This window comes from Methylocaldum gracile (assembly GCF_053646815.1).
Genome location: NZ_CM132196.1, coordinates 698,456 through 719,841, shown reverse-complemented (window position 1 = coordinate 719,841; position 21,386 = coordinate 698,456). Strand labels below are relative to the sequence as shown.

Below are 21,386 nucleotides of genomic sequence, written 5' to 3'. Positions count from 1 at the left end.
ATGCGGCTCGTTCGCCGGGACTGGCGCACGACGGCGCTGTTCGTTGCCACCGTGCTCGTGGCGCTGACCTTTGCCGATCCGAAACTCCCGCTGCCGCTTCGGGTCTACCGCTATGCCTTCGTCATCGACATCACGCAAAGCATGAATGTCCGCGATTACCATGTCGCAAACATGCCGGCGGACCGGCTCAATTTCGTCAAGGAATCGATCCGGCAGGCGGTGCATGATCTTCCGTGCGGCTCGGAAGTCGGGCTCGGACTTTTCACCACTCAGAGCGTTCAATTACTGTTCGAACCCATAGAAGTGTGCGAACACCTGCGCGTGATCGACGATGTGCTCGCCCATGTCGACTGGCGCATGGCCTGGGCAGCCAACAGCTTTGTCGCTCAAGGCGTTTATGCCGCTATCCGGGACGTAAAAAACCGAGATCCCGGCATTCGGCTGGCGCTCTTCACCGACGGCCAGGAAGCACCGCCGCAAACAATACGACCGACATTTTCCGGAAAACCGGGAGAAATCGCTGGCTTGATTGTGGGTGTGGGCGGATTGCATCCGACCACAGTGCCGAAATACGATCGCGAAAACCGGCTCATCGGTTATTGGGAAAACACCGATATCGCGCAAATGCCGGAATCCAGCACAGCCTACGAAACAACCGAGACCGTACCCCGACCGCCGCGCAAAGGCTATTATCTTTCCTGGCTGGACGAAAACCATCTACGTGAACTGAGCGCGACAACCGGCCTCCGCTATCATCGCCTGGAAACGCCGGAAGGTCTCATGGACGCATTACGCGCCCCGGAATTCGTCGAGCGCCGCACGACCAAAACCGACATTCGGTGGCTGCTAGGCATCGCAGCACTCTTGCTGTTCGCGACGGTCTACTTGATTGATGGTGGCGAAGCGTCAAAGAGGACTTGAGCGATGTCTTTCGGGAAAATTCTCATCTACGTCGGTATCGGCCTGTTTCTGCTCGGATTGGTCCTATCCTACGCCCCGGGACTGTTCGGCTGGTTCGGAAAGCTTCCCGGTGATATCCGGATTCAGGACGAGAATCGGTACATATTCATCCCCATCACCTCCATGATCATCATCAGCCTCGCGCTGACTCTGCTGATCAACCTGTTCTTTCGTCGCTAGCCGGCGTCACAACCGCCGAGCTCGCGTCCATCGTCGCAGCTTCATCTAGCCGCGTGAACACCAGCACGGGTTTCCGCTAATGCCATATCAACTTATTGTTTTATTAGCATATTCTGTAACTCCTTTGGTCACGACCCGGTACGTTAACCCGGTATTCGGGAACAAGAATCCGCCCAGAAAGCGGCCGCGGCATGGAAATTTCAGTACATCCCGTAGGGTTACCGAAACACACCCGAAACCTGCCCCCCCACCAAGGGCGACAGAGAAACGTCCCGTCGCGCGGGGAAACTTAAGTGACCGCGCGACGGCAAACGAATTGGCCAAACCTCATTAACGTCACCGAGCGAGGTAACACATGCGTAAATCGTTTTACCCCCTAAGAACGTGTTTCGTATTGATTACTGCCACGGCCACTCCACTAAGCGCCTTTTCCGAGCCTCCCGCCGGACGTCTCCTTGCCGCGCAATGCGCGCAATGTCACGGAACCGACGGATCGGGCTATGAGTCGCTGGCAGGGGAGTCTGCCGACGAGTTGTATGACGAGCTGATCGAAAGAAAGTACCGCCCGGTCGAGGACATCATGGACAGGCAAGCCCGCGGTTATACCGATGATCAACTACGGTTGATCGCCGACTACCTTGGCTCGCTTCCGCGAGCCTCGTCCTCGGACGACTAGCCTCCTACCGCAGGACCAATGACGCCAACTCCCGACAGGAGAGACTAAACATGACTGCTTTCAACAGACGGCAATTTCTAAAACTCGCCGGCGCAACCTCGCTTGTTGCGGCCATGCCCAGAAGTTTGAGCGCCGCGACACCGCTCTCGAATCGAGTCGTCATCATCGGCGGAGGCTTCGCTGGCGCGACGGCGGCCAAATACCTCAAACATTGGGACAATACCATCGATGTCACCCTGGTTGAGCCCAACGCCACACACTACGCCTGTATTTTGTCCAACCTGGTCATCACCGGCGCCATCTCGATGAACCGGATCAACCTAAGCTACGACGGTTTAAGAAATCGAGGCGTCAAGATCGTCCAAGCCCTGGCTACCGCCATCGACCCGGTCGGTAGCAAGGTGGGTCTGTCGAATGGCGCCACACTAGACTACGAGCATCTGATCCTTGCGCCCGGCATCGACTTCATCAACCCGAATCCGGCCGGAGCCGAACGTCTGTACGACCCGAACCTGACGCCCCACGCCTGGAAAGCCGGGCCCCAGACTACCCTGCTCAAGAATCAATTGGCGGCCATGCCGGACGGTGGCGTGTTCGTCATGAACGTCCCCAAAGCGCCCTATCGCTGCCCACCCGGCCCATATGAGCGTGCATGTATCGTCGCCGCTTATCTGAAGCGCAAGAAGCGACGTTCGAAGATCATCGTGCTGGATGCGAACCCAGACATCGTGGCCGAGCCGCATACATTCGGCACGGCATTCAGCCAGACCTATGCAGGAACGCTCGAATACCACGCCAACGTAGGCATTACCCAAGTCAATTCATCGCTCAAGACAATAGACACCACGATCGGCGCGTTGTCGGCGGACGTGCTCAACATGATTCCCAACCAGAAAGCCGGACAGATCGTCTTCGACGCCGGCGTGGTCAACGATCCGACGGGCCGATGGGCGACGGTCGATCCGCTGACTTACGGTTCAACCGTCTACGAAAACATCTATGTGATCGGCGATTCTCAGGCAACGGCACAACCGAAGTCCGGCCACATGGCGAACTCCCAGGCCAAAGTTTGCGTCGACTCGATCATCCGCGCGTTCGTCGGCGAAACACCGGACCCGCAGCCGACGACCAATTCGGCCTGCTTCAGCCCCATCACCGAGACCGAAGCGTCGTGGTTGACTGCGGTTTACCAATACGATCCGACAACGCACAGCATGAAGCGCGTCGAGGATTCGTTCGGCGAAGCGGCGGAGCCGTCGTCGGAAAATTACGAGCACATGTTCCATTGGGCCGACAACATCTTCGCCGATTCGTTTAGGTAGGGCGGCGACCCGCTTTCCACAAGACCGGCCACGCGAGGCCATAAAACCGAAGGCCAGCCTAACGCTGGCCTTCATCCTTTCTGAAATGCTAGCTCGATTCGGTAATCAAAATTTCATATTGCGCCCCTTGAAAACTAAATCCGCATCGCTATATTGTTAGCAGCTCTCGACAGAGAGTGCTAACACTACAGTGTTTTTTTGAGGTTCAAACTTCTTCAAGGAGAAAACAGTCATCATGAAAATTCGTCCCTTGCATGACCGTATCGTCGTAAAACGCTGGGAAGAAGAAAAAACATCCCCGGGCGGAATCGTCATTCCCGACACCGCAAAGGAAAAGCCGATCAAAGGCGAAGTGGTTGCTGTAGGAAACGGAAAAGCCCTGGATAACGGTCAAGTGCGCGCACTGGATGTAAAAGTCGGTGACAAAGTCTTGTTCGGCAAGTATGCCGGTACCGAAGTCAAAATCGACGGCACCGAATATCTGATGCTGCGCGAAGACGACATCATGGGCGTATTCGAAGCCTGATCCACGACCTAACGTTCAGACTGATTTTGGAGGAATTAACTGATGGCAGCTAAAGAAGTCCGTTTTTCCGATGACGCCCGTCAGCGCATGCTGGCCGGGGTTAACGTTCTGGCCGACGCAGTGAAGCAGACCCTGGGCCCGAAAGGCCGTAACGTCGTGCTGGAAAAGAGCTTCGGCGCACCGACCGTCACCAAAGACGGCGTTTCGGTCGCAAAAGAGATCGAACTGAAAGACAAGTTCGAGAACATGGGCGCTCAGATGGTGAAGGAAGTCGCCTCGAAGACGTCCGACGTCGCCGGCGACGGCACCACCACGGCAACCGTCCTGGCTCAGGCCATTGTCCGCGAAGGCTTGAAATCCGTAGCGGCGGGTGCAAACCCGATGGATATCAAACGCGGCATCGATCAGGCGGTCGGCGTGGTCATCGAAGAGCTGAAGAAACTCTCCAAGCCCTGCACCGACAGTAAAGCCATCGCCCAGGTCGGCACCATCTCCGCCAACTCCGACGAGAGCATCGGCAAAATCATCGCCGACGCGATGGACAAGGTGGGCAAGGAAGGCGTGATTACCGTTGAGGAAGGTTCCGGTTTGGACAACGAACTGGATGTTGTCGAGGGTATGCAGTTCGACCGCGGCTATCTCTCGCCCTATTTCATCAACAGCCAAGAAACCATGAGCGTCGAGCTCGAAAACCCGTACATCCTGCTGCACGACAAGAAGATCTCCAACATCCGCGACTTGCTGCCGCTGCTCGAAAAAGTGGCGAAATCCGGTCGTTCGCTGTTGATCGTCGCCGAGGATGTCGAAGGCGAAGCGTTGGCGACCCTGGTAGTCAACACCATGCGCGGCATCATCAAGGTTTGCGCCGTTAAGGCGCCGGGCTTCGGCGATCGCCGCAAGGCCATGCTGGAAGACATCGCCATCCTGACCGGTGGCCGCGTCATTTCCGAAGAACTGGGCCTGAGCCTCGAAAAAGTCGACCTGGGCGATCTCGGCAGTGCGAAGAAGATCCAGATCAACAAGGAAAACACCACCATCGTCGACGGCGCCGGCAAAGCGGAAGACATCAAGGCTCGCGTCGAGCAGATCCGCAAGCAGATCGAAGACACCACCTCGGACTACGATCGCGAGAAACTGCAAGAGCGCGTGGCCAAGCTGGCCGGCGGCGTTGCCGTGATCAAAGTCGGCGCAGCCACCGAAGTCGAGATGAAAGAAAAGAAAGCCCGCGTGGAAGACGCGCTGCACGCAACCCGCGCTGCGGTTGAAGAAGGCATCGTTCCGGGCGGCGGCGTCGCTTTCATCCGTGCTCAAAACGCGCTGAAGGATCTGCAGGGCAAGAACCACGACCAGACCGTGGGTATCGCCATCCTGCGCCGTTCGATCGAGGAGCCGCTGCGTCAAATCGTGACCAACGCGGGCGAAGAAGCTTCGGTCGTCCTGAACCGGGTTCAGGGAGGCGAAGGCACCTTCGGCTACAACGCTGCGACCGGTGAATACGGCGACATGATTCAGATGGGTATCCTGGACCCGACCAAGGTCACCCGTTCCGCGCTGCAGAACGCCGCGTCCGTGGCCGGTCTGATGCTCACCACGGAAGCCATGGTGGCCGAACAGCCGAAGAAAGAAAAAGGAGCCGGCATGCCCGGTGCCGGAATGGAAGACATGATGTAATCGGTTGCTTCCACGACCGAGAACACCAAAGCCCCGCCGAAAACGGCGGGGCTTTTTCGTCTGATCTTATCCCGTTTTTCTATATCAAAAGTTGTTTTTAGAATTTTTAGGATTGAATCTCGTGTGTTACCTTATCCGTCACGGTTTCTACCCCGATACGACATGAGTACTCAATTCTTCGATCTCGATCAGCTTAAAGGCGAATTGGCCGGAAAAAATCCCCGCGCGATTCTCAAGGCGGCGCTGACATGGTTCGACAACATCGCCATTTCCTTCAGCGGCGCCGAAGACGTGGTATTGATCGACCTAGCCAGCAAGCTCAAGCCGGGCATTCAGGTCTTCACCTTGGATACCGGTCGCTTGCATCCCGAAACCTACAGATTGATCGAGACCGTTCGGGAGCGCTACCCCATTCGGCTGGACGTTCTTTCGCCGGATCGCGTGCAACTGGAAACTTTAGTCAGAGAAAAAGGCTTATTCAGCTTCTACAAAGACGGCCATCACGAATGTTGCAGCATCCGCAAGGTCGAGCCGCTTCGCCGGAAGCTTAGTCAGCTGGACGCCTGGATTACCGGTCAGCGACGCGACCAAAACCCGACTCGGGAAAATTTGGCCGAGATCGAGCTTGACGAAGCTTTTTCCACGCCCGACCATCGCCTGATCAAATTCAATCCGCTCGCGAACTGGTCGTCGGCGCAGGTGTGGGATTACATCGAAGCCTACGACGTGCCCTTCAACGAACTGCATCGTAAAGGTTTCGTCAGCATAGGCTGCGAACCTTGCACTCGGCCGATTCTGCCCAATCAGCATGAGCGCGAAGGCCGGTGGTGGTGGGAAGATGCCGGGAAGAAGGAATGCGGCCTACATGCCGGGAATCTGAAAACAGCTGAAAAAGCTTGAGGATCAACACCGGCCTTGGCGCATCACCAAGCCGGGCATGCGAAAACTAGCGCACCGGCAGCGCGATATTCTCGAACAAGGCATCGACGTCTTTTTGTTCCCGCTGGGTCATGGCTTGTTCCACCAATTCCCGCGTCAGATGCGGCGCGAATAAGCGGATGAACTCGTAAATGAATCCGCGGATGAACATATCCCGCCGCAGCCCGATCTTCGTCGTGCTCAAACCGAACATATGACTGGCATCGAGCGGAATCAGATCGGCGTCCGCGACAGGGTCGTAAGCCATCTTGGCAACGATTCCGACTCCCAAACCGAGCCTTACATAGGTCTTGATCACGTCCGCATCCACCGCAGTCAAAGCTAACTGGGGATGCAGATTTGCCTTCTCGAACGCCTGATCCAGCTGCGAACGTCCGGTAAATCCGAAGACGTAAGTCACGATGGGATACTCGGCGACATCCTGCAAAGTTAGCTCCGCCTTTTCCGTCAATGGATGCCCCTGCTGTACCAAGACACAGCGATTCCACTGGTAACACGGCAGCATGACGAGATTCTCGAAGAGCTCCATCGCTTCGGTGGCAATCGCCATATCGACAACCCCGCGCGACGCCAATTCGGAAATCTGCATCGGCGTGCCCTGGTTGATATTGAGCTTGATCCCGGGGTAACGACGCATGAACTCCTTTATGGCGGGAGGAAGCGCATAGCGCGCCTGCGTGTGCGTAGTGGCGATGGACAGCGAACCGACCTTATTGTCGCGGTGTTCCTGCGCGATATTCTTTATATCCTGGACCTTGCCCAAAATTTCTCCGGCAATCGCCACAATCTGCTTGCCGGCTGCGGTAATCTCCGTCAGGTGCTTGCCGTTCCGCGCGAAAATCGGAAGCCCCAGTTCATCCTCCAAAAGCCGGACTTGCTTGCTAATTCCGGGCTGCGACGTGTAGAGGCTGTCCGCCGTCGCAGAAACATTCAATTCGTGCTGCGCAACTTCCCAGATATAGCGTAATTGCTGCAATTTCATGGCGTCTTCGGCGTCATCCCGAGTGAACGAGGGAAACAAAAATTATACTCTTTTCAATAGCATCATTTCGCAAAGCTCAACCCTAAGGCTGAATTAATCGCGAAAAGCTACCAACCTCGAGCAGCCCCGAATTTCGGCAAATACTCTATCTCTAGGTAAGATCTGCGAGGACTGCTAAACGCCTGTCGCCGTTGCCGGTATCGTTTCCGACGAACCGGTTCCCGCTCCACCTCAAAACCGACTCGAAACTGCGGAGCGCTTGTATTTCGGGTGCCTCAGGAACAGGAATTCTTGAAAGCATGGGTCGAGTCGGACCTCCGTTGCGGTGAAGCTGGACAAGTGGGATACGATGCCGTGGCAGGCCATCGGAGCATCGAATTCCGATCGGTGACCGTAACCACCGTAAAAGGCGAAGGCAAGGAGTACATCGACCGCGGCCATGCGGTCATTTACCGCGGCACCTACGAAAAGTTTCGCGACGAGGACGGATACATCTTTCCACGCGGGGAGCGGATCGCGGCGTGCGAACGCACTTCCGCATGATTACCGAAGATCCTTATGAAGACGATTTCATCGGGATCGAGCCGTATATCTTACAAGACCCCGCAGCCTGGTGCGCACATCCCGGCACGCGCCGCCCAGTTCAGTTTTCCAAGAGCGGACGACAAATCTTGAGCGATTGTGAAAACAGCAGCGGCAGCTGCTGAAACGTGTTCGGTTCAAGACCGACTGTTCACGACAAAAAGGCGCTGCTGACTTCAACAGCGCCCTCGACAGCGGAGATTGAGACTTTTCAGTTGAGGCGACGAAAAGACGAATTATCGAACCCGATTGAACTCCCCGCCGTATAACTCATCGCTAGCCACGACCTTCCGATTATTTTTCGAGATATTGCATCTTGTCCGGTTTGCCGTTCCACTCGTCCGCATCTTCCAAAGCTGGCTTGACTTCCGTGATGCTTGGCCACACTTTCGAAAGCTCCGCGTTCAATTGGATGAATTGTTCCTGGCCCTCCGGAACTTCATCTTCGGAATAAATCGCGTTCGCGGGGCATTCGGGCTCGCATAAAGTGCAGTCGATACATTCATCAGGATCGATGACTAGAAAATTCGGCCCCTCGTGAAAGCAGTCGACCGGGCAAACATCGACGCAATCGGTAAATTTGCACTTGATGCAGTTTTCGGTTACTACGAAAGTCATTTCAAATTTTCCTGTAAGCTGTATGGGTTACCAGATAACAGCCTGTTTCGCTCGTTATTGGACTCGGCTCTATGCGTGCAGTTTCACCGCCCCGCCAAACCCGTTCCAATCTATCTTGCAAGCAGCAGTGACGGGCAGCCTCTTGAAATTAAGAGGCGCATTTTACATGCACCTGGGGCAATTCCCAAGCAACCCCCGCCGATATCGTCTTTTCCGGTTCAAGGCAAATTGATCGGTCCCGTGAATACCCAATCGTTCTGTTGAACAGTCGTGTGGCAGCCGACGCATTCCTGTGCAAAATTCGCGTCCTTGCCATAAGGTTCCTGCTTCTCTCCCAGCCAGCGGGCAAAACCCCAGCCGCCCGTTGAAGCATACTTGGCTGAATCCTTGATCATGAACTCGGCATGGACGAATTCACCCGGCACCATGGCCGTGGGATATTTGGGATGGTTTTTTTGCTTTACCACCAGCTTGGCCAGCACCGCTCCATCTGGCCAAGGATTGGTATTTCCGGCTCTCGCCGCAGCAATAGCGACATCATTACCTAAAATGGCACGGAGCGTACTGGTTTCCGGACGCTGAGAAACAGCGATTAGCCGCCAATCTTTATAATTCTGCGGGATCGTAATCCCATTCGGAGCCGGTGCTACATTGGACTGTTCCGCCCAAGCAAACGTCGCGATGACCGCGGCCCCCAAGATCATCATAATTCTTTTCACTGCAAAATCTCCTCTGAGAGTCGTAAAACTTGCCCCCTAGCGAAGACGAACACACGTTATCACCGGCACTTCACTCGAATAAGGTAAATCCAGCGCTACCGATCGTCGAACCTTGCCAAGGTGTTGCGTCTAGCGGATGCCGGGGACAAAGGCAGCCGATTTTCGGTCTTTTTGTCCAAGCCTGCAATCCGCAAACCTAGGCCGATTGACAGAGTAGCGTACCGTCTCTTAATATTCATCGAGCACGCATATTAAGTGCAATAAACGCGATTTACGCGTTTTTTTATGCGCGTAAAGATGCATTAATGCTACATGATTGACAGAAACCCATAGTTTTGGAGAACTCTAAATGAGCCAAAGTCTTTTTGAAAAGCTGGGGGGCGAAGCTGCCGTAGACGCTGCCGTCGATATTTTTTACCGCAAGGTCTTGAGCGACGACCGAATCGCCCATTTCTTCGAAAGCGTCGACATGGAGGCACAAGCGGCCAAGCAGAAAGCATTCTTGACCATGGCATTCGGGGGTCCCCATCACTACTCCGGTCTCGACATGCGGCGAGGCCACGCTCATCTTGTCAAGAACGGATTGAACGACGCTCATTTTGATGCGGTGATGGAAAACCTGGCCGCGACCATGCAGGAACTCAAAGTTCCGGAAGAACTTATTGCCGAAGCTGCGGCCATCGCCGAAAGTACTCGGAACGACGTTCTCGGTCGATAACCCGCGGTTTATTCTGGGGAAGGGTCTCGATGCCGAATATCCGCTACGATGGACAAATCTATTCGCTACGCGACGGTCAGTCCGTTCTTGAGTGTTTGACCGAGCACGGCGCATCCGTGCCGTTCGGTTGTCGCGCCGGTATTTGCCAAGCCTGTCTGATGCGGGCGGAGGTCGGGCGTCCACCGGAAGCTTCGCAAAAAGGACTGAAGCCGACGCTAAAAGCCAAGAATTACTTTCTGGCGTGTATTTGCAATCCGGAAGAAACCCTTTCAGTCTCGTTGCCTGGCAACGAGCTTTCCAGGACCCCCGCGACGATTGTGGGCATGGAGCTTCTAAACGCCGAGATCATGCAGGTCAGCCTGAAAGCCCACGAACAGATCGAGTATCGGGCCGGTCAATTCATCAACCTGTATCAGGGCGAGAATCTGGCGCGAAGCTATTCCGTCGCCAGCCTACCGACCGAAGATCCTCATATTCATATCCACGTACGGCGAGTACCACAAGGGAAAGTGAGCAATTGGGTGCACGACGCCTTGCGCCCGGGCGACACGATCGACATTCAAGGTCCAGGCGGCGATTGCTATTACCTACCCGGATCGCCCGAACAAGGCCTGCTGCTGATCGGCACGGGCAGCGGACTGGCGCCGCTGTACGGCGTCGTTCGTGACGCTCTCGCCCAGGGCCATATCGGACCGATCAGGCTCTTTCACGGCAGCCGGACTCCGAACGGTCTCTACCTAACCGATAAACTGCGAGAACTTACCAGAGCCTACTCCAATTTCGAGTACACAGCCTGTCTTTCGGGCAGCCACGTTTCGAAAGAATTCGCAAGCGGAAGGGTTCACCAGATCGCGTTGAATGAGGTGCCCAACTTGACAGGATGGCGAGTTTTTCTGTGCGGACACCCGGAAATGGTGAAAGCCGCTCAAAAGAAAGCCTTCCTGGCAGGCGCATCCATGAAAGACATCGTGTGCGACGCGTTCACGTCACGTGTGATTCCCAGCTGATCGAAAAAACTCGGAGCCTAGCGGGTCCCGGGTTTGGCGTCGGCAGGAACGTGAACCGCCGCGACCATCCCTGCCCCTGATATCGACGGAGACGTGAGATGTGGAGGCTACCTTCAGGCCGCTCCCGTCGAGTAGATGTTGCTCAGGGTGGTGCGAAACCGACCGAGCGTAAAAAATACCTTCCTCAGTCATCATCTTCCTCGATGGTCACCTGAGTGCCATCCGCCGAAACAAAAACCTCGATCTTCTTGTTCCTTTCGTCCCGTCCCTCGAACTCGTATCCGGCGGGGCCAATTCCCTTAGTGACCGATTCGACCTCGTCCGGTTTGAAATTGGGCAGCCTCGCTTTCAATGCTTCACGCGCGACGATGGGGACCTCCTCCAACGGAATCTCGGTCTCGGCCTCGACCAATGTCCCTTCGGGCGTCACCTCAACCTCTACTTTACGATTCGATGAATCACGTCCCTTCAGTTCGTAAATGGCCTGGCCCTTTTCCGTTTCCGTCTCAGCTTTCTCCCATTGGACTCCAGGCACCGCCTTGTCTGCCGTTGCTCTTACGGCTGGCGGCACTTGATCCAAAGGAACCTTCTTCTCGCCTGAACTCCCGGAGCCGTCACAACCGGTAAGACTGACGAGACACAATAAACCGAAGGTGATAAATCTCATGATTCGAACCCTCCTTGTCCGTCCGATGAATAGAAATGCGCCGCTCATCGCCTTGGCTATTTGGGCAGTGAGCAGCCTCTCGTTCGAGTGATGTAAGCAACAAGCGCGAGTACCGTCAATTGGGACAAATCCCTAACGCAGAACGGCCGAAACCACGCCTGAAGACCGCGCCATGCCGAAATGGGCACTAGTCCCAGGCCCCCTGGACTATCGGAAATGTCGCCTTAAGCTACGCCGACCGCCTTAGTCTTGAACGATGCGATAACATCCTCTCTTTCGATCAACAGAAACTGAACATGAAAGCAAAACGATGGCCCCTGTCGATACGCGTACTGATAGGCGTCGCGCTGGGAGCGTTACTCGGCGTCGTCGGTGGCGATGAAGCTTATCTTTGGGGCCTTCGAAACGACCATCTCGGGCAGCTCGGAATGCTCGTGATCCGACTCTTGAAAGCGCTTGCCGTGCCGCTCATTCTATTTGCGATTCTCGATGCATTTGCGCGAACCCATATATCCGCAAGAAGCGGAGGACGGCTGGTGACGATTTGCCTCATCAACGTTTCGGTCGCTTGCATGATCGGCTTGCTGCTGATGAATGCGATAGAACCCGGGCTGGCATGGCAGGACAGGATCGAGCAACTCACCGCCCAACTTTCCGGAAATTCCGCTCTGGCGAGCTCAAACGCGGTCCCGGCGGCAACCCTCAACCCATTGAAGAACCTCGGCGCCTATATCCCTCAAAGCCTGATCGAACCGCTTGCCGGCAATAACGTGATCTCGGTAGTTCTGCTCGCCTTGCTATTCGGCGCCGCCCTACGCTGGCTTAAAGATCGCCAAGGCGAGAGCGATATCGCAGACATTCGACCGTTGGAAGGATTTGTATCCTCGGCCTATCAGATTCTAGCCAAGGTGCTTTCTTGGGTTGTCGAAGCCGTTCCGTTCGCAGTCTTCGGCCTCGTAGCTCAAGTCGTCGGAAAAACCGGTCTGGAAATCTTCGCCGATTTAGGCGGGTTTCTCGGTGTTATAAGCCTTGGCCTGGCTTTGCACGGCCTCGTTTATTATCCCTTGGCGGCATGGCTGGCGGGTGGAAAGCCACCGCACATTTATCTGAAGCAAGGCGCGGATGCCATCATGACCGGCTTATCGGCAAACAGCAGTTTGGCGGCCATGCCCGTTACCTTGCGGTGCCTGAGGACCATCGGCGTCTCGGACTCATCTGCGCGCATCGCGGTTTGCGCCGGAACAAATCTTAATAACGACGGCATCACGCTGTACGAGGCTATGGCGGCACTGTTCCTGGCACAGGCATTGGGTTACGGGCTTGGAGCCGGACAACAAGCCATTATTGTGCTCTCGGCGCTTATGGCGGCTATCGGCGTCGCCGGAATTCCGGAAGCGGGATTGATTATCCTTCCACTGGTGCTGAGTGCGTCAGGTTTGCCGGAGACAATCGTAGCCGCAGCGATACCTCTGATCGCGCCGGTCGACTGGATCCTCGCGAGACTCCGGTCCGGGGTAAACGTGCTCGCCGATATGCTCGTGGCGATCTTGCTCGATGCTTGGGAAGGACGCGGATCAGACCGCGAAAAAAAGCGTAGCCGCGGATAACGGCTACGCCTTGTTTAAATGAGCCGAAGCGGCGTTAGCCGTTGATCCAATAGTGGGTCAAAATGCTCGCGGCATAGCCGGCGATAATGGCCGGCGTCCAGCGCAGATGGCTGAAAAAGGTATACATGCCGCGCGACGTCCCCATGAGGGCCACACCCGCCGCCGAACCGATGGACAGCATGGTTCCGCCCACGCCGGCGGTCAAGGTCACGAGCATCCACTGATAAAGGTCCATATCGGGATTCATGCTCAGCACCGCGAACATGACCGGAATGTTGTCGACGATGGCCGAAAGCACGCCGATCAGAATATTTGCCGTCGTCGCCCCGAGTCCATCGTACATCGCCTCGGAAACCAGTTCCAAATAACCGATGTAGCCCAAACCGCCCACAGCGAATACCACGCCGAAGAAAAACAGCAGGGTATCCCATTCCGCATCGCGAACATTGGCGAATACATCGAACCTCCCATTCTCGGCGCTGTACAACAGTTTCAAGCGGTATCCATAGAACATCAGAAAGGAAAGTCCCACCATCATGCCCAGGAACGGCGGAAGATGCAGAAATTGCTTGAAGCTAACGGCGGTCACGATGGTGAGAGCGAACAAGCCGCAAACGATTAGGGCGCCGTCCTTCATCTTGACCTGCTCCTCATCGGGGAAACTGGGTGCTTCGTCCGGTATGGCGAAGTGCATGAAGGCGGCGGGCACAGCGAAGTTTACCACCGACGGAATGAACAGCTCGAAAAAGTCGAAGAACTCCGCCTTGCCGGCCTGCCAGACCATTAGCGTGGTGATATCGCCGAAGGGGCTGAACGCGCCGCCCGCATTAGCCGCGCTCACCAAATTGACAAAACCCAAAGCTACGAAGCGTGGGCTATTTGCACCGACAGCCATCACCACAGCACCCACCAACAGCGCGGAAGTCAGGTTGTCAGCTACCGAGGACAGGAAGAAAGTGATCACCCCGGTGATCCAGAAAAGCTTGCGATAACCGAATTTACGGCTCACCAGCCAGGAACGCAGGGCCTCGAACACATTTCGGTCGGCCATGGCATTGATGTAGGTCATAGCGACCAACAAGAACAGAAACAGCTCGGCATACTCGCGGAGATCGTGCTCGAAGGCCTTGTGCACCTTCTCCGATGGAACGCTGTTGCTGGCGGCCAGATAAGCCACATGCGCCCAAATGATGCCGGCGGCAAGAATGACCGGCTTGGATTTTCGCAAATGGGTAAACTCTTCGGTCATCACGAACCCGTACGCGATGATGAAGACCAAGACGCAATAAAGGCCCCGTTGGGTACCGGTCAGCCCCAAGACCTCCGATCCTTCGGCCGATGCCAAACCGGGCACAAGAAATAGCAGCGAAAGTAAAACGAATGCGCGTAACAAAGCTAAGCCCTCTTCGGTGTTTTTGAAAAACGTCTGTGCCACTGCCGTCAAGCAGCACGACCCCCCAGTCAAAACAGCCCTGCATTATATATATAGAAGGGCTAGCGAATGAATAACCAAGCACTTTTTCCGCACTTCGGTTCAGGTGCACTTGTGACGGAAGAACGGCGTTTACAGGCAGAGTCGATATGAAGTAAATTCATAGATATATCCAGTTTTATTATTTTTTCCTATTAACGGCTCCATGTTATAGTTTTTCCCTACTGAATTACTCAGGCTTTTCTCTCGCCTAGGCAGACGGATTTCTTCCATATATGTACCAGTACGACAATTACGACCAGACCTTAGTGAATGAGCGCGCCGCTCAATTCAGGGGTCAAACAGAGCGGTTCTTGAAGGGAGAACTCAGCGAAGATCAGTACCGGCCTCTTCGCTTGATGAATGGTTTATACATCCAAAAACACGCGCCGATGCTGCGCATTGCCATTCCTTATGGCCTGCTCTCGTCGCGCCAACTGCGGATGTTGGCTCATATCGCGCGAACCTATGACAAGGGTTACGGCCACTTCACGACGCGACAGAACATTCAGTTCAATTGGCCGAAACTCGAGGACGTGCCGGATGTTCTGAGCGAACTCGCTACGGTACAGATGCATGCGATCCAGACGAGCGGCAACTGCATCCGCAACGTCACCAGCGATCATCTTGCGGGAGTCGGCGGAGACGAACTCGAGGACCCACGCCCTTATTGCGAAATTATCCGGCAGTGGTCCACCCTCCATCCGGAATTCAGCTTTCTGCCGCGCAAGTTCAAGATTGCCGTCAATGGTGCGGCAAAGGATAGAGCCGCAACCCAGCTACACGACATCGGTTTGCAGCTCGTCAAGAACGATCGGGACGAGATAGGTTTCGAAGTTCTGGTAGGCGGCGGCCTCGGGCGCACACCGATCATCGGCGTGACAATCCGCCCGTTTCTCGAGAAAAAGCACCTGCTGTCTTATCTGGAAGCGATTCTCCGCGTTTACAACCGCTTCGGACGTCGCGACAACAAATTCAAGGCGCGAATCAAGATCCTGGTGAAAGAGCTGGGAAAGGAAAAGTTTACCGAAATGGTCGAAGCCGAGTGGGCTGCAATAAAGGACGACCTGCTCCTGGATCTCGAAGAAATCGAGCGGATCAAGACGTTCTTCCAACCCGCGCCCTACGAGACGCTAGCCGACAATCCCTTGTTAGCGGAAAAAACGGCCCACGACAGCCAGTTTGCCGCTTGGTTCCGCCATAATACCTTCCCTCATAAAATGCCGGGTTATCGGGTTGTCTTCGTGTCCCTGAAAACACCGGGAAAACCTCCAGGAGATCTCAGCGCAAGCCAAATGGATGTAATTGCCGATTTAGCCGACCATTACAGTTTTGGCGAAATTCGAGTCACCCACACCCAGAATCTCGTTCTGGCCGACGTTAAACAGGCGGATTTGCACGACTTATGGCAGCGCCTTAAATCTCTTGAACTGGCGACACCCAATATCGGCACGGCGACGGATATCATCTGCTGCCCCGGCCTCGACTTTTGCTCATTGGCAAATGCGACATCGATTCCTATCGCTAACGGCATTCAGCAGATCTTCGACAATTTGGACTATCTCTACGATCTAGGCGATATCCGGATCAATGTCTCGGGTTGCATGAACGGTTGCGGACATCATACCGTCGGTCATATCGGCATTCTGGGCGTCGATAAAAAAGGGGAAGAGTGGTACCAGATTACCCTGGGCGGCTCATCCGGAAAGGATGCTTCCCTCGGTGAACGCCTAGGTCCCTCCGTAGCCAAGGACCAGGTTTGCCATGCGATAGAAGCCATCTTCCAAACTTACCGAGAGCATCGACTGGAAGACGAGGCATTTCTTGAAACGGTTAGACGTATCGGTATGCGACCATTCCAGGGGCGAGTTTATGGAGATAATTAAAGACGGCCATATCGTCGCAAACGACTGGCGGCACTTGAGCGACGACGAAGCCTTGCCGGAACAGGCTGTAACGGTTTCGCTGCTCCGCTGGAAGAACGAAAGGGATCGCCTGCTCGCTTGCAGCGTCCCCTTGGGGCTGCGCCTAAACAGCGACGACAGTCTCGAAGAAATTGCAGATGATCTTAAGTACTTCTCGATAATCGTCTTGGAATTTCGCCAGTTCACAGACGGCCGAAGCTTTTCTCTGGCTCGGCTTTTGCGGGAACGTTACGGTTTTAACGGCGAGCTTCGCGCCCGCGGCGATTTTCTCAGGGATCAAATGTTTTTTCTGAGTCGGGTAGGCGTAAACGCCTTCGAACCGAACGGCTCCGCGAATGCGCAAGAACTGCTGCCCGCATTGCAGGAGTTCACGGTGAAATATCAAGCCGCCGTAGACGTTAAAGAACCACTTTATCGGCGGCGTAAATAGCTGGGAAGCTCGGGCAACTCAAATACGCTCGACAAACAATACCCCCGGTCAAGCCGGGGGTGTGCTTCAATTCTCCGACACGGCCTAGTTCTTTTTATGGCCGTATCTCATGATATTGATACCCTTTAGAAGATTAAGGGCTTCGTTCAGCGGATAATCCTGCAGGGCCAAGGCCTCTTCACTCTTATCCCCTGCTTTGGTTTCGTCCTTCTTGAGCGGTTTCTCGGCTCCATTCTCGAGATGGTTTACCAAATCGGCTTCCTTGATCGGAGAAAACTCCGATTGGGCGGCCATTTCCAACTTCACCTTCGAGATCGGTACGTCCGGCGCGATGCCCTCCGCTTGAATGGAGCGTCCGGAAGGCGTGTAATAGCGCGCCGTGGTCAGTTTGACCGCGCCGCCATTGCTGGTCGGTAAGATTGTCTGCACCGAACCTTTGCCGAAGGTCTTTTCGCCCATGATGATGGCGCGTCCATGATCCTGCAAAGCACCGGCCACAATCTCCGAGGCCGAAGCGGAGCCGGAGTTTATCAGCACTACGATTGGAGCACCGTTCAGAACGTCATTCGGAGTCGCACTGAACCTCATCTTGGCGTCTTCGACACGACCATCGGTATAAACGATCAGGCCACTCTCCAAGAAGGCATCGCTAACCGCCACCGCCGCATTGAGAACTCCGCCGGGGTTATTGCGAAGATCCAGCACAACGCCCTTCAAGTCGCCTTTCTTTTTGAGCTCGCTGATGGCTTCGATGACATTGTCTCCAGTCTTGGACTGAAAGCTCGTAATGCGAACATAGCCGTATCCTTCCTCAAGAAGCCGGCTCTTTACGCTTTTGACCTTGATGACGTCGCGTACGATTTTAACCTTCAGCGGCTGCTCGACACCCTCGCGAACTATGGTCAACACGATCTCGCTACCCGGCTCGCCACGCATCATTTTAACCGCGTCGTTCAGGCTCATGCCTTTTACCGGCTTGTCGTCCAACCGGATAATGAGGTCGCCGGCTTTTATGCCAGCCTTCTGCGCGGGGGTATCGTCGATAGGCGCGATGACCTTCACGAAACCGTTTTCCATTCCGACCTCGATACCCAAGCCGCCGAACTGTCCGGTAGTACCGACCTTCAGCTCGTTATACTGCTCCTGATCCAAATACGCTGAATGCGGATCGAGACCAGCGAGCATTCCGCGAATGGCGTCTTCCAACAATTTCTGGTCCGTTACCGGCTCTACGTAATCCTGGCGTATGCGTCCATAAACCTCCGAAAAGGTTTTCAATCCTTCGAAGGGGATTGCATTTGTATCGCCACTGGCCTCCCGCTCGGCGAGGACGCTACTGCCCGTACTGATCAAAATGCCGAGCAGAACGCCAAAGATAAGAACCAGAAAATTTCTTTGTCGCAACATAGATTTTCCTACAACCAAAAACGCCCTGGATAAGGCCTCATAAATCAATCCGTAAAAAGTCAGTCTTTGTGACTGCACCATAACATAGGATTCACCGGTCTTCCTTTTTCGCGAATGCCAAAATAAAGTCCGGACTCCGCACGACCGCCGCTGGCACCGACTGTAGCGATGATATCACCGCCGTTCACCGAGTCCCCGACATTCTTATACAAACTCTGATTGAAAGCGTAGAGACTCATATATCCCTCGCCGTGATCGATAATGGTCAACAAGCCATAGCCCCGCAACCAATCGGAGTATGCCACCCTCCCCGCCGCAACGGCATGCACCGGCGCGCCCTCCGGTGCTCGTATAACGACACCATCCCAACGGCCACTCGCTCGCGGACTGCCGAACGACTCAAGCAGTGAACCCTTCGTCGGATATGTTAACTGACCATAAAGGGCGGAAAAGGGTCCTTTGCTGACTGACCGATCTCGCGCCGAGTCGTCCGACAAAGGCCGAATGGCGGCAACCAGATCTTGCAGGCGCTCTTCATCCTCCTGGAGCCGCCTCAGCTGGGTGTCCTTATCCTGAAGGCTATGTTCCAAGTCGGCCAAAACCTCGCGTCGGGATTGTCGGAACTTATCCAACTCGAGGCGATCTTTTGCTACCTGCTCACGAGTGGATTGAAGCTTCGCCGCTTCGGCCGACGCTTGCTGCTGCAATTGCGAAACGGTTGTTAAATCCTTTTGCATCTCCCTCAGCAGCGAGAATCGAGCTTGACTCAGATAATTGTAATAAGCCAGCACGCGACTGAGCTGGCGTGGGTCTTCCTGATCCAACACCAGCTTCAGCCAATCTTGCCGGCCGGCGGCATAGGCCGCACGAGCTTGTCCTGTCAATGTTTTATATTGCGCTTTCACTGCCGCCCGCAACTCACTGCATTGGCGTTCCAAATCGTTCAAATGCCGCAATTGGGCTTGCGCTTGAATCTCGAGCTCTTTAAGCCGTTTTGCCAGACGTCCGTAGTCCCGCTCGATACCGCTCAATTGCCCGACCAGAGCTCGTCTGCGCGACTCTAGAGCGTCCCTGGACTTCTGGACCGTCTTAATACGCTCCCGAACCGTAGTTAGTTCATCCAAACGATCCTTTGGTTCCGAGACCGCCGCCGCGAAAGGCATTTTGAATGCCAGAGCCAGACAGAAAACTCGCGCGACTCGGTGACAGGACAAAACGGCAAACCTCAAATCAGCAACGATCGCCCCGTCATATCCGCCGGCTTTTCAAGCCCGATAATCGCGAGCAATGTCGGCGCGACATCGGCCAGACCGCCTCCGTCGCTTAACCTACCGGCTTTGCCTTTATACACGAGCGGCACGGGATTAACCGAGTGCGCGGTCTGAACTTCGCCGGTCGAAGGATCGATCATTTGCTCGACATTGCCATGATCTGCCGTAATCAGCATTTCGCCTCCGACCTTGTCGAGAGCCTCGACGACTCGACCCAATGCCTCATCCAAAGCCTCCACCGCCCGAATCGATGCGTCCAGGTTACCAGTATGACCAACCATATCCCCATTGGCGTAGTTACAGATGATGACGTCGTACTCGCCGGACTCGATCGCCTTGACCAATTCATCCGTCACTTCAGGAGCACTCATTTCCGGCTTCTGATCGTAGGTCTTGACCTTGGGCGACGGCACCAAGATGCGCGTTTCTCCGGGAAAGGGCGTTTCTACTCCGCCGTTGAAGAAAAACGTAACGTGAGCGTACTTTTCAGTCTCGGCCAACCGCAACTGCCTTAGACCATGCTTCGACAAGACTTCGCCCAGGCTGTTGGTCACGTCTTGCGGCGGATAAGCGACGGGAAACGTAAAGTCTTGGTGATATTCCGTCAATGTAACAAACCCACCCAGCTTCGGAACGACCTCGCGTCGAAACCCCACGAAATCGGCCTCGTTGAGTGCGCGCGTCAGCTCTCGGGCGCGATCGGCCCGAAAATTCATGAATATCACGACATCGCCGTCCTTGAGAGTAATCGGCGCTTCACCGTCCGGAACGATTGAAGTCGCTTTGACGAACTCGTCGGACTCACCCCGCTCGTAAGCCAGCGTCAAGCCCTCGATCGCCGTTTCCGTGCGGTAATCGGCTTTTCCTTGCACGATAAGGTCATATGCCTGCTGGATACGGTCCCAGCGATTATCGCGATCCATCGCGTAAAAACGGCCAATAATGGATGCAATCCGCCCTGCCCCCAGTTCTTCGAACTTCGAATCCATTCTGCGTATCGGGTCGCCTGCGCTCTTGGGTGGGGTATCTCGCCCATCCAGAAAGGCATGCACATAGACCTTTCTCAGCCCCTTCCTAACCGCGAGCTCCGCCATTGCATGAATGTGAATTTCGTGGCTGTGAACGCCGCCGGGCGACAGCAGTCCTAAAATATGGAGTGCCTTATCGTTCCGAAGGGCCTTGTCCACGGCTTCGCGCAGAACGGGATTGGTGTAAAACGAACGGTCCCTAGCCGCTTTACTGATCAACGTAAAATCCTGATTGATAAGTCGACCCGCCCCTAAATGCAAATGTCCCACCTCGGAATTGCCCATTTGATCGTCGGGCAAGCCGACGACTTCACCGGAGCAATCGAGCAACGTATGCGCGCAAGTATTCCACAGCTTCGTCCATGTCGGGGTTCTTGCAAGAGCGATAGCGTTATGGTCTTTGGTTTCGCTGTAACCAAAACCGTCCAGAATGATGAGGACAACAGGTTTAGGACGATTCAACTTCAAAGTATAATCTCCCTCTCGGTTTTTGCGCGTTTGCCTGGCAATAAAGGCTTTGTTGCTTCCCGCAGAAAAAATCAGTATGTCCCAATGGCCAAGCGGCCGCTTTCGCGGAAAGGAAAAGACCTCGAACTCAATATCGCCGGATAAATATGAATTTGAGAATGAGGCGCCATGGGCTTAGGCAAAGGGAAAAACGGAGTAGTATTTTAACTTTT

The 21,386-nt window shown here is 54.9% G+C and carries 21 protein-coding genes; 13 read left to right on the top strand and 8 right to left on the bottom strand.

Annotated features, from left to right (window positions below):
* From ACWJJK_RS03185 to ACWJJK_RS03155, 7 genes are all read left to right on the top strand, one after another.
* Positions 1–921: a vWA domain-containing protein gene (locus ACWJJK_RS03185; RefSeq protein ID WP_454128636.1), complete on the top strand. Its 921-nt coding sequence runs from the start codon at positions 1–3 to the stop codon at positions 919–921.
* A 3-nt stretch (positions 922–924) separates the two neighbouring features.
* Positions 925–1,140: a DUF2905 domain-containing protein gene (locus ACWJJK_RS03180; RefSeq protein WP_077728444.1), complete on the top strand. Its 216-nt coding sequence runs from the start codon at positions 925–927 to the stop codon at positions 1,138–1,140.
* A gap of 355 nt (positions 1,141–1,495) precedes the next feature.
* Positions 1,496–1,816, top strand: coding sequence for a c-type cytochrome (locus ACWJJK_RS03175; protein ID WP_077728445.1), 321 nt, complete (start codon positions 1,496–1,498; stop codon positions 1,814–1,816).
* Between the two features lie 50 nt (positions 1,817–1,866).
* Positions 1,867–3,138, top strand: a complete 1,272-nt coding sequence (locus ACWJJK_RS03170) for an NAD(P)/FAD-dependent oxidoreductase (RefSeq protein WP_156880252.1) — start codon at positions 1,867–1,869, stop codon at positions 3,136–3,138.
* Between the two features lie 235 nt (positions 3,139–3,373).
* Positions 3,374–3,664, top strand: a complete 291-nt coding sequence (groES, locus tag ACWJJK_RS03165) for a co-chaperone GroES (protein WP_077728447.1) — start codon at positions 3,374–3,376, stop codon at positions 3,662–3,664.
* Positions 3,665–3,706: 42 nt separating this feature from the next.
* Positions 3,707–5,335 carry a chaperonin GroEL gene (gene groL, locus ACWJJK_RS03160; protein WP_077728448.1) on the top strand — a complete coding sequence of 543 codons (1,629 nt, stop codon included), beginning with the start codon at positions 3,707–3,709 and terminating at the stop codon, positions 5,333–5,335.
* A 162-nt stretch (positions 5,336–5,497) separates the two neighbouring features.
* Positions 5,498–6,235 carry a phosphoadenylyl-sulfate reductase gene (locus ACWJJK_RS03155; RefSeq protein WP_077728449.1) on the top strand — a complete coding sequence of 246 codons (738 nt, stop codon included), beginning with the start codon at positions 5,498–5,500 and terminating at the stop codon, positions 6,233–6,235.
* 46 nt (positions 6,236–6,281) lie between these two features.
* Here the strand turns inward: ACWJJK_RS03155 and cysB are convergent, their stop codons facing one another.
* Entirely contained in the window at positions 6,282–7,256 is a 975-nt protein-coding gene (cysB, locus tag ACWJJK_RS03150) for an HTH-type transcriptional regulator CysB (RefSeq protein ID WP_077728450.1), read from the bottom strand.
* Positions 7,257–7,547: 291 nt separating this feature from the next.
* Here cysB and ACWJJK_RS03145 point away from each other — a divergent pair, with 291 nt between their 5' ends.
* Positions 7,548–7,799, top strand: coding sequence for a hypothetical protein (locus ACWJJK_RS03145; RefSeq protein ID WP_139841142.1), 252 nt, complete (start codon positions 7,548–7,550; stop codon positions 7,797–7,799).
* Positions 7,800–8,132: 333 nt separating this feature from the next.
* On the opposite strand, the gene fdxA is transcribed toward ACWJJK_RS03145, so the two are convergent.
* Both fdxA and ACWJJK_RS03135 read right to left on the bottom strand, forming a co-directional pair.
* Positions 8,133–8,456: a ferredoxin FdxA gene (fdxA, locus tag ACWJJK_RS03140; RefSeq protein ID WP_077728452.1), complete on the bottom strand. Its 324-nt coding sequence runs from the start codon at positions 8,454–8,456 to the stop codon at positions 8,133–8,135.
* A gap of 218 nt (positions 8,457–8,674) precedes the next feature.
* The gene (locus tag ACWJJK_RS03135; RefSeq protein WP_240502385.1) at positions 8,675–9,175 is read right to left on the bottom strand and encodes a cytochrome P460 family protein; all 501 of its coding nucleotides are present in this window, start codon (positions 9,173–9,175) and stop codon (positions 8,675–8,677) included.
* 349 nt (positions 9,176–9,524) lie between these two features.
* Between ACWJJK_RS03135 and ACWJJK_RS03130 the strand changes: the two genes are divergently transcribed.
* Positions 9,525–9,893 (top strand): group I truncated hemoglobin, encoded by a 369-nt coding sequence (locus tag ACWJJK_RS03130; protein ID WP_077728454.1) that lies wholly within the window; start codon positions 9,525–9,527, stop codon positions 9,891–9,893.
* A gap of 29 nt (positions 9,894–9,922) precedes the next feature.
* Positions 9,923–10,900, top strand: coding sequence for an FAD-binding oxidoreductase (locus ACWJJK_RS03125; RefSeq protein ID WP_077728455.1), 978 nt, complete (start codon positions 9,923–9,925; stop codon positions 10,898–10,900).
* A 184-nt stretch (positions 10,901–11,084) separates the two neighbouring features.
* On the opposite strand, the gene ACWJJK_RS03120 is transcribed toward ACWJJK_RS03125, so the two are convergent.
* Positions 11,085–11,567, bottom strand: a complete 483-nt coding sequence (locus tag ACWJJK_RS03120) for a PepSY domain-containing protein (RefSeq protein WP_133717645.1) — start codon at positions 11,565–11,567, stop codon at positions 11,085–11,087.
* 296 nt (positions 11,568–11,863) lie between these two features.
* Between ACWJJK_RS03120 and ACWJJK_RS03115 the strand changes: the two genes are divergently transcribed.
* A complete protein-coding gene (locus ACWJJK_RS03115) occupies positions 11,864–13,174 on the top strand; it encodes a dicarboxylate/amino acid:cation symporter (RefSeq protein ID WP_077728457.1) in 1,311 nt (436 codons plus the stop codon).
* 34 nt (positions 13,175–13,208) lie between these two features.
* Here ACWJJK_RS03115 and nhaD read toward each other — a convergent pair whose 3' ends face one another.
* Positions 13,209–14,567, bottom strand: coding sequence for a sodium:proton antiporter NhaD (gene nhaD, locus ACWJJK_RS03110; RefSeq protein WP_133717643.1), 1,359 nt, complete (start codon positions 14,565–14,567; stop codon positions 13,209–13,211).
* Between the two features lie 314 nt (positions 14,568–14,881).
* Here nhaD and ACWJJK_RS03105 point away from each other — a divergent pair, with 314 nt between their 5' ends.
* Both ACWJJK_RS03105 and ACWJJK_RS03100 read left to right on the top strand, forming a co-directional pair.
* Positions 14,882–16,531, top strand: a complete 1,650-nt coding sequence (locus tag ACWJJK_RS03105) for a nitrite/sulfite reductase (RefSeq protein ID WP_086135162.1) — start codon at positions 14,882–14,884, stop codon at positions 16,529–16,531.
* A complete protein-coding gene (locus tag ACWJJK_RS03100) occupies positions 16,518–17,000 on the top strand; it encodes a DUF934 domain-containing protein (protein WP_077728460.1) in 483 nt (160 codons plus the stop codon). The genes ACWJJK_RS03105 and ACWJJK_RS03100 overlap by 14 nt, the downstream gene beginning before the upstream one ends.
* 84 nt (positions 17,001–17,084) lie before the next feature.
* Here the strand turns inward: ACWJJK_RS03100 and ACWJJK_RS03095 are convergent, their stop codons facing one another.
* The 3 genes from ACWJJK_RS03095 to gpmI all read right to left on the bottom strand — a co-directional run bounded on the left by ACWJJK_RS03095 (position 17,085) and on the right by gpmI (position 21,174).
* Entirely contained in the window at positions 17,085–18,407 is a 1,323-nt protein-coding gene (locus ACWJJK_RS03095) for a S41 family peptidase (RefSeq protein ID WP_077728461.1), read from the bottom strand.
* A gap of 59 nt (positions 18,408–18,466) precedes the next feature.
* Positions 18,467–19,438: a murein hydrolase activator EnvC family protein gene (locus tag ACWJJK_RS03090; RefSeq protein WP_454128635.1), complete on the bottom strand. Its 972-nt coding sequence runs from the start codon at positions 19,436–19,438 to the stop codon at positions 18,467–18,469.
* A gap of 194 nt (positions 19,439–19,632) precedes the next feature.
* On the bottom strand, positions 19,633–21,174 hold the full coding sequence (gene gpmI, locus ACWJJK_RS03085) for a 2,3-bisphosphoglycerate-independent phosphoglycerate mutase (RefSeq protein ID WP_156880254.1): 1,542 nt from the start codon (positions 21,172–21,174) through the stop codon (positions 19,633–19,635).
* Positions 21,175–21,386: the final 212 nt, after the last annotated feature.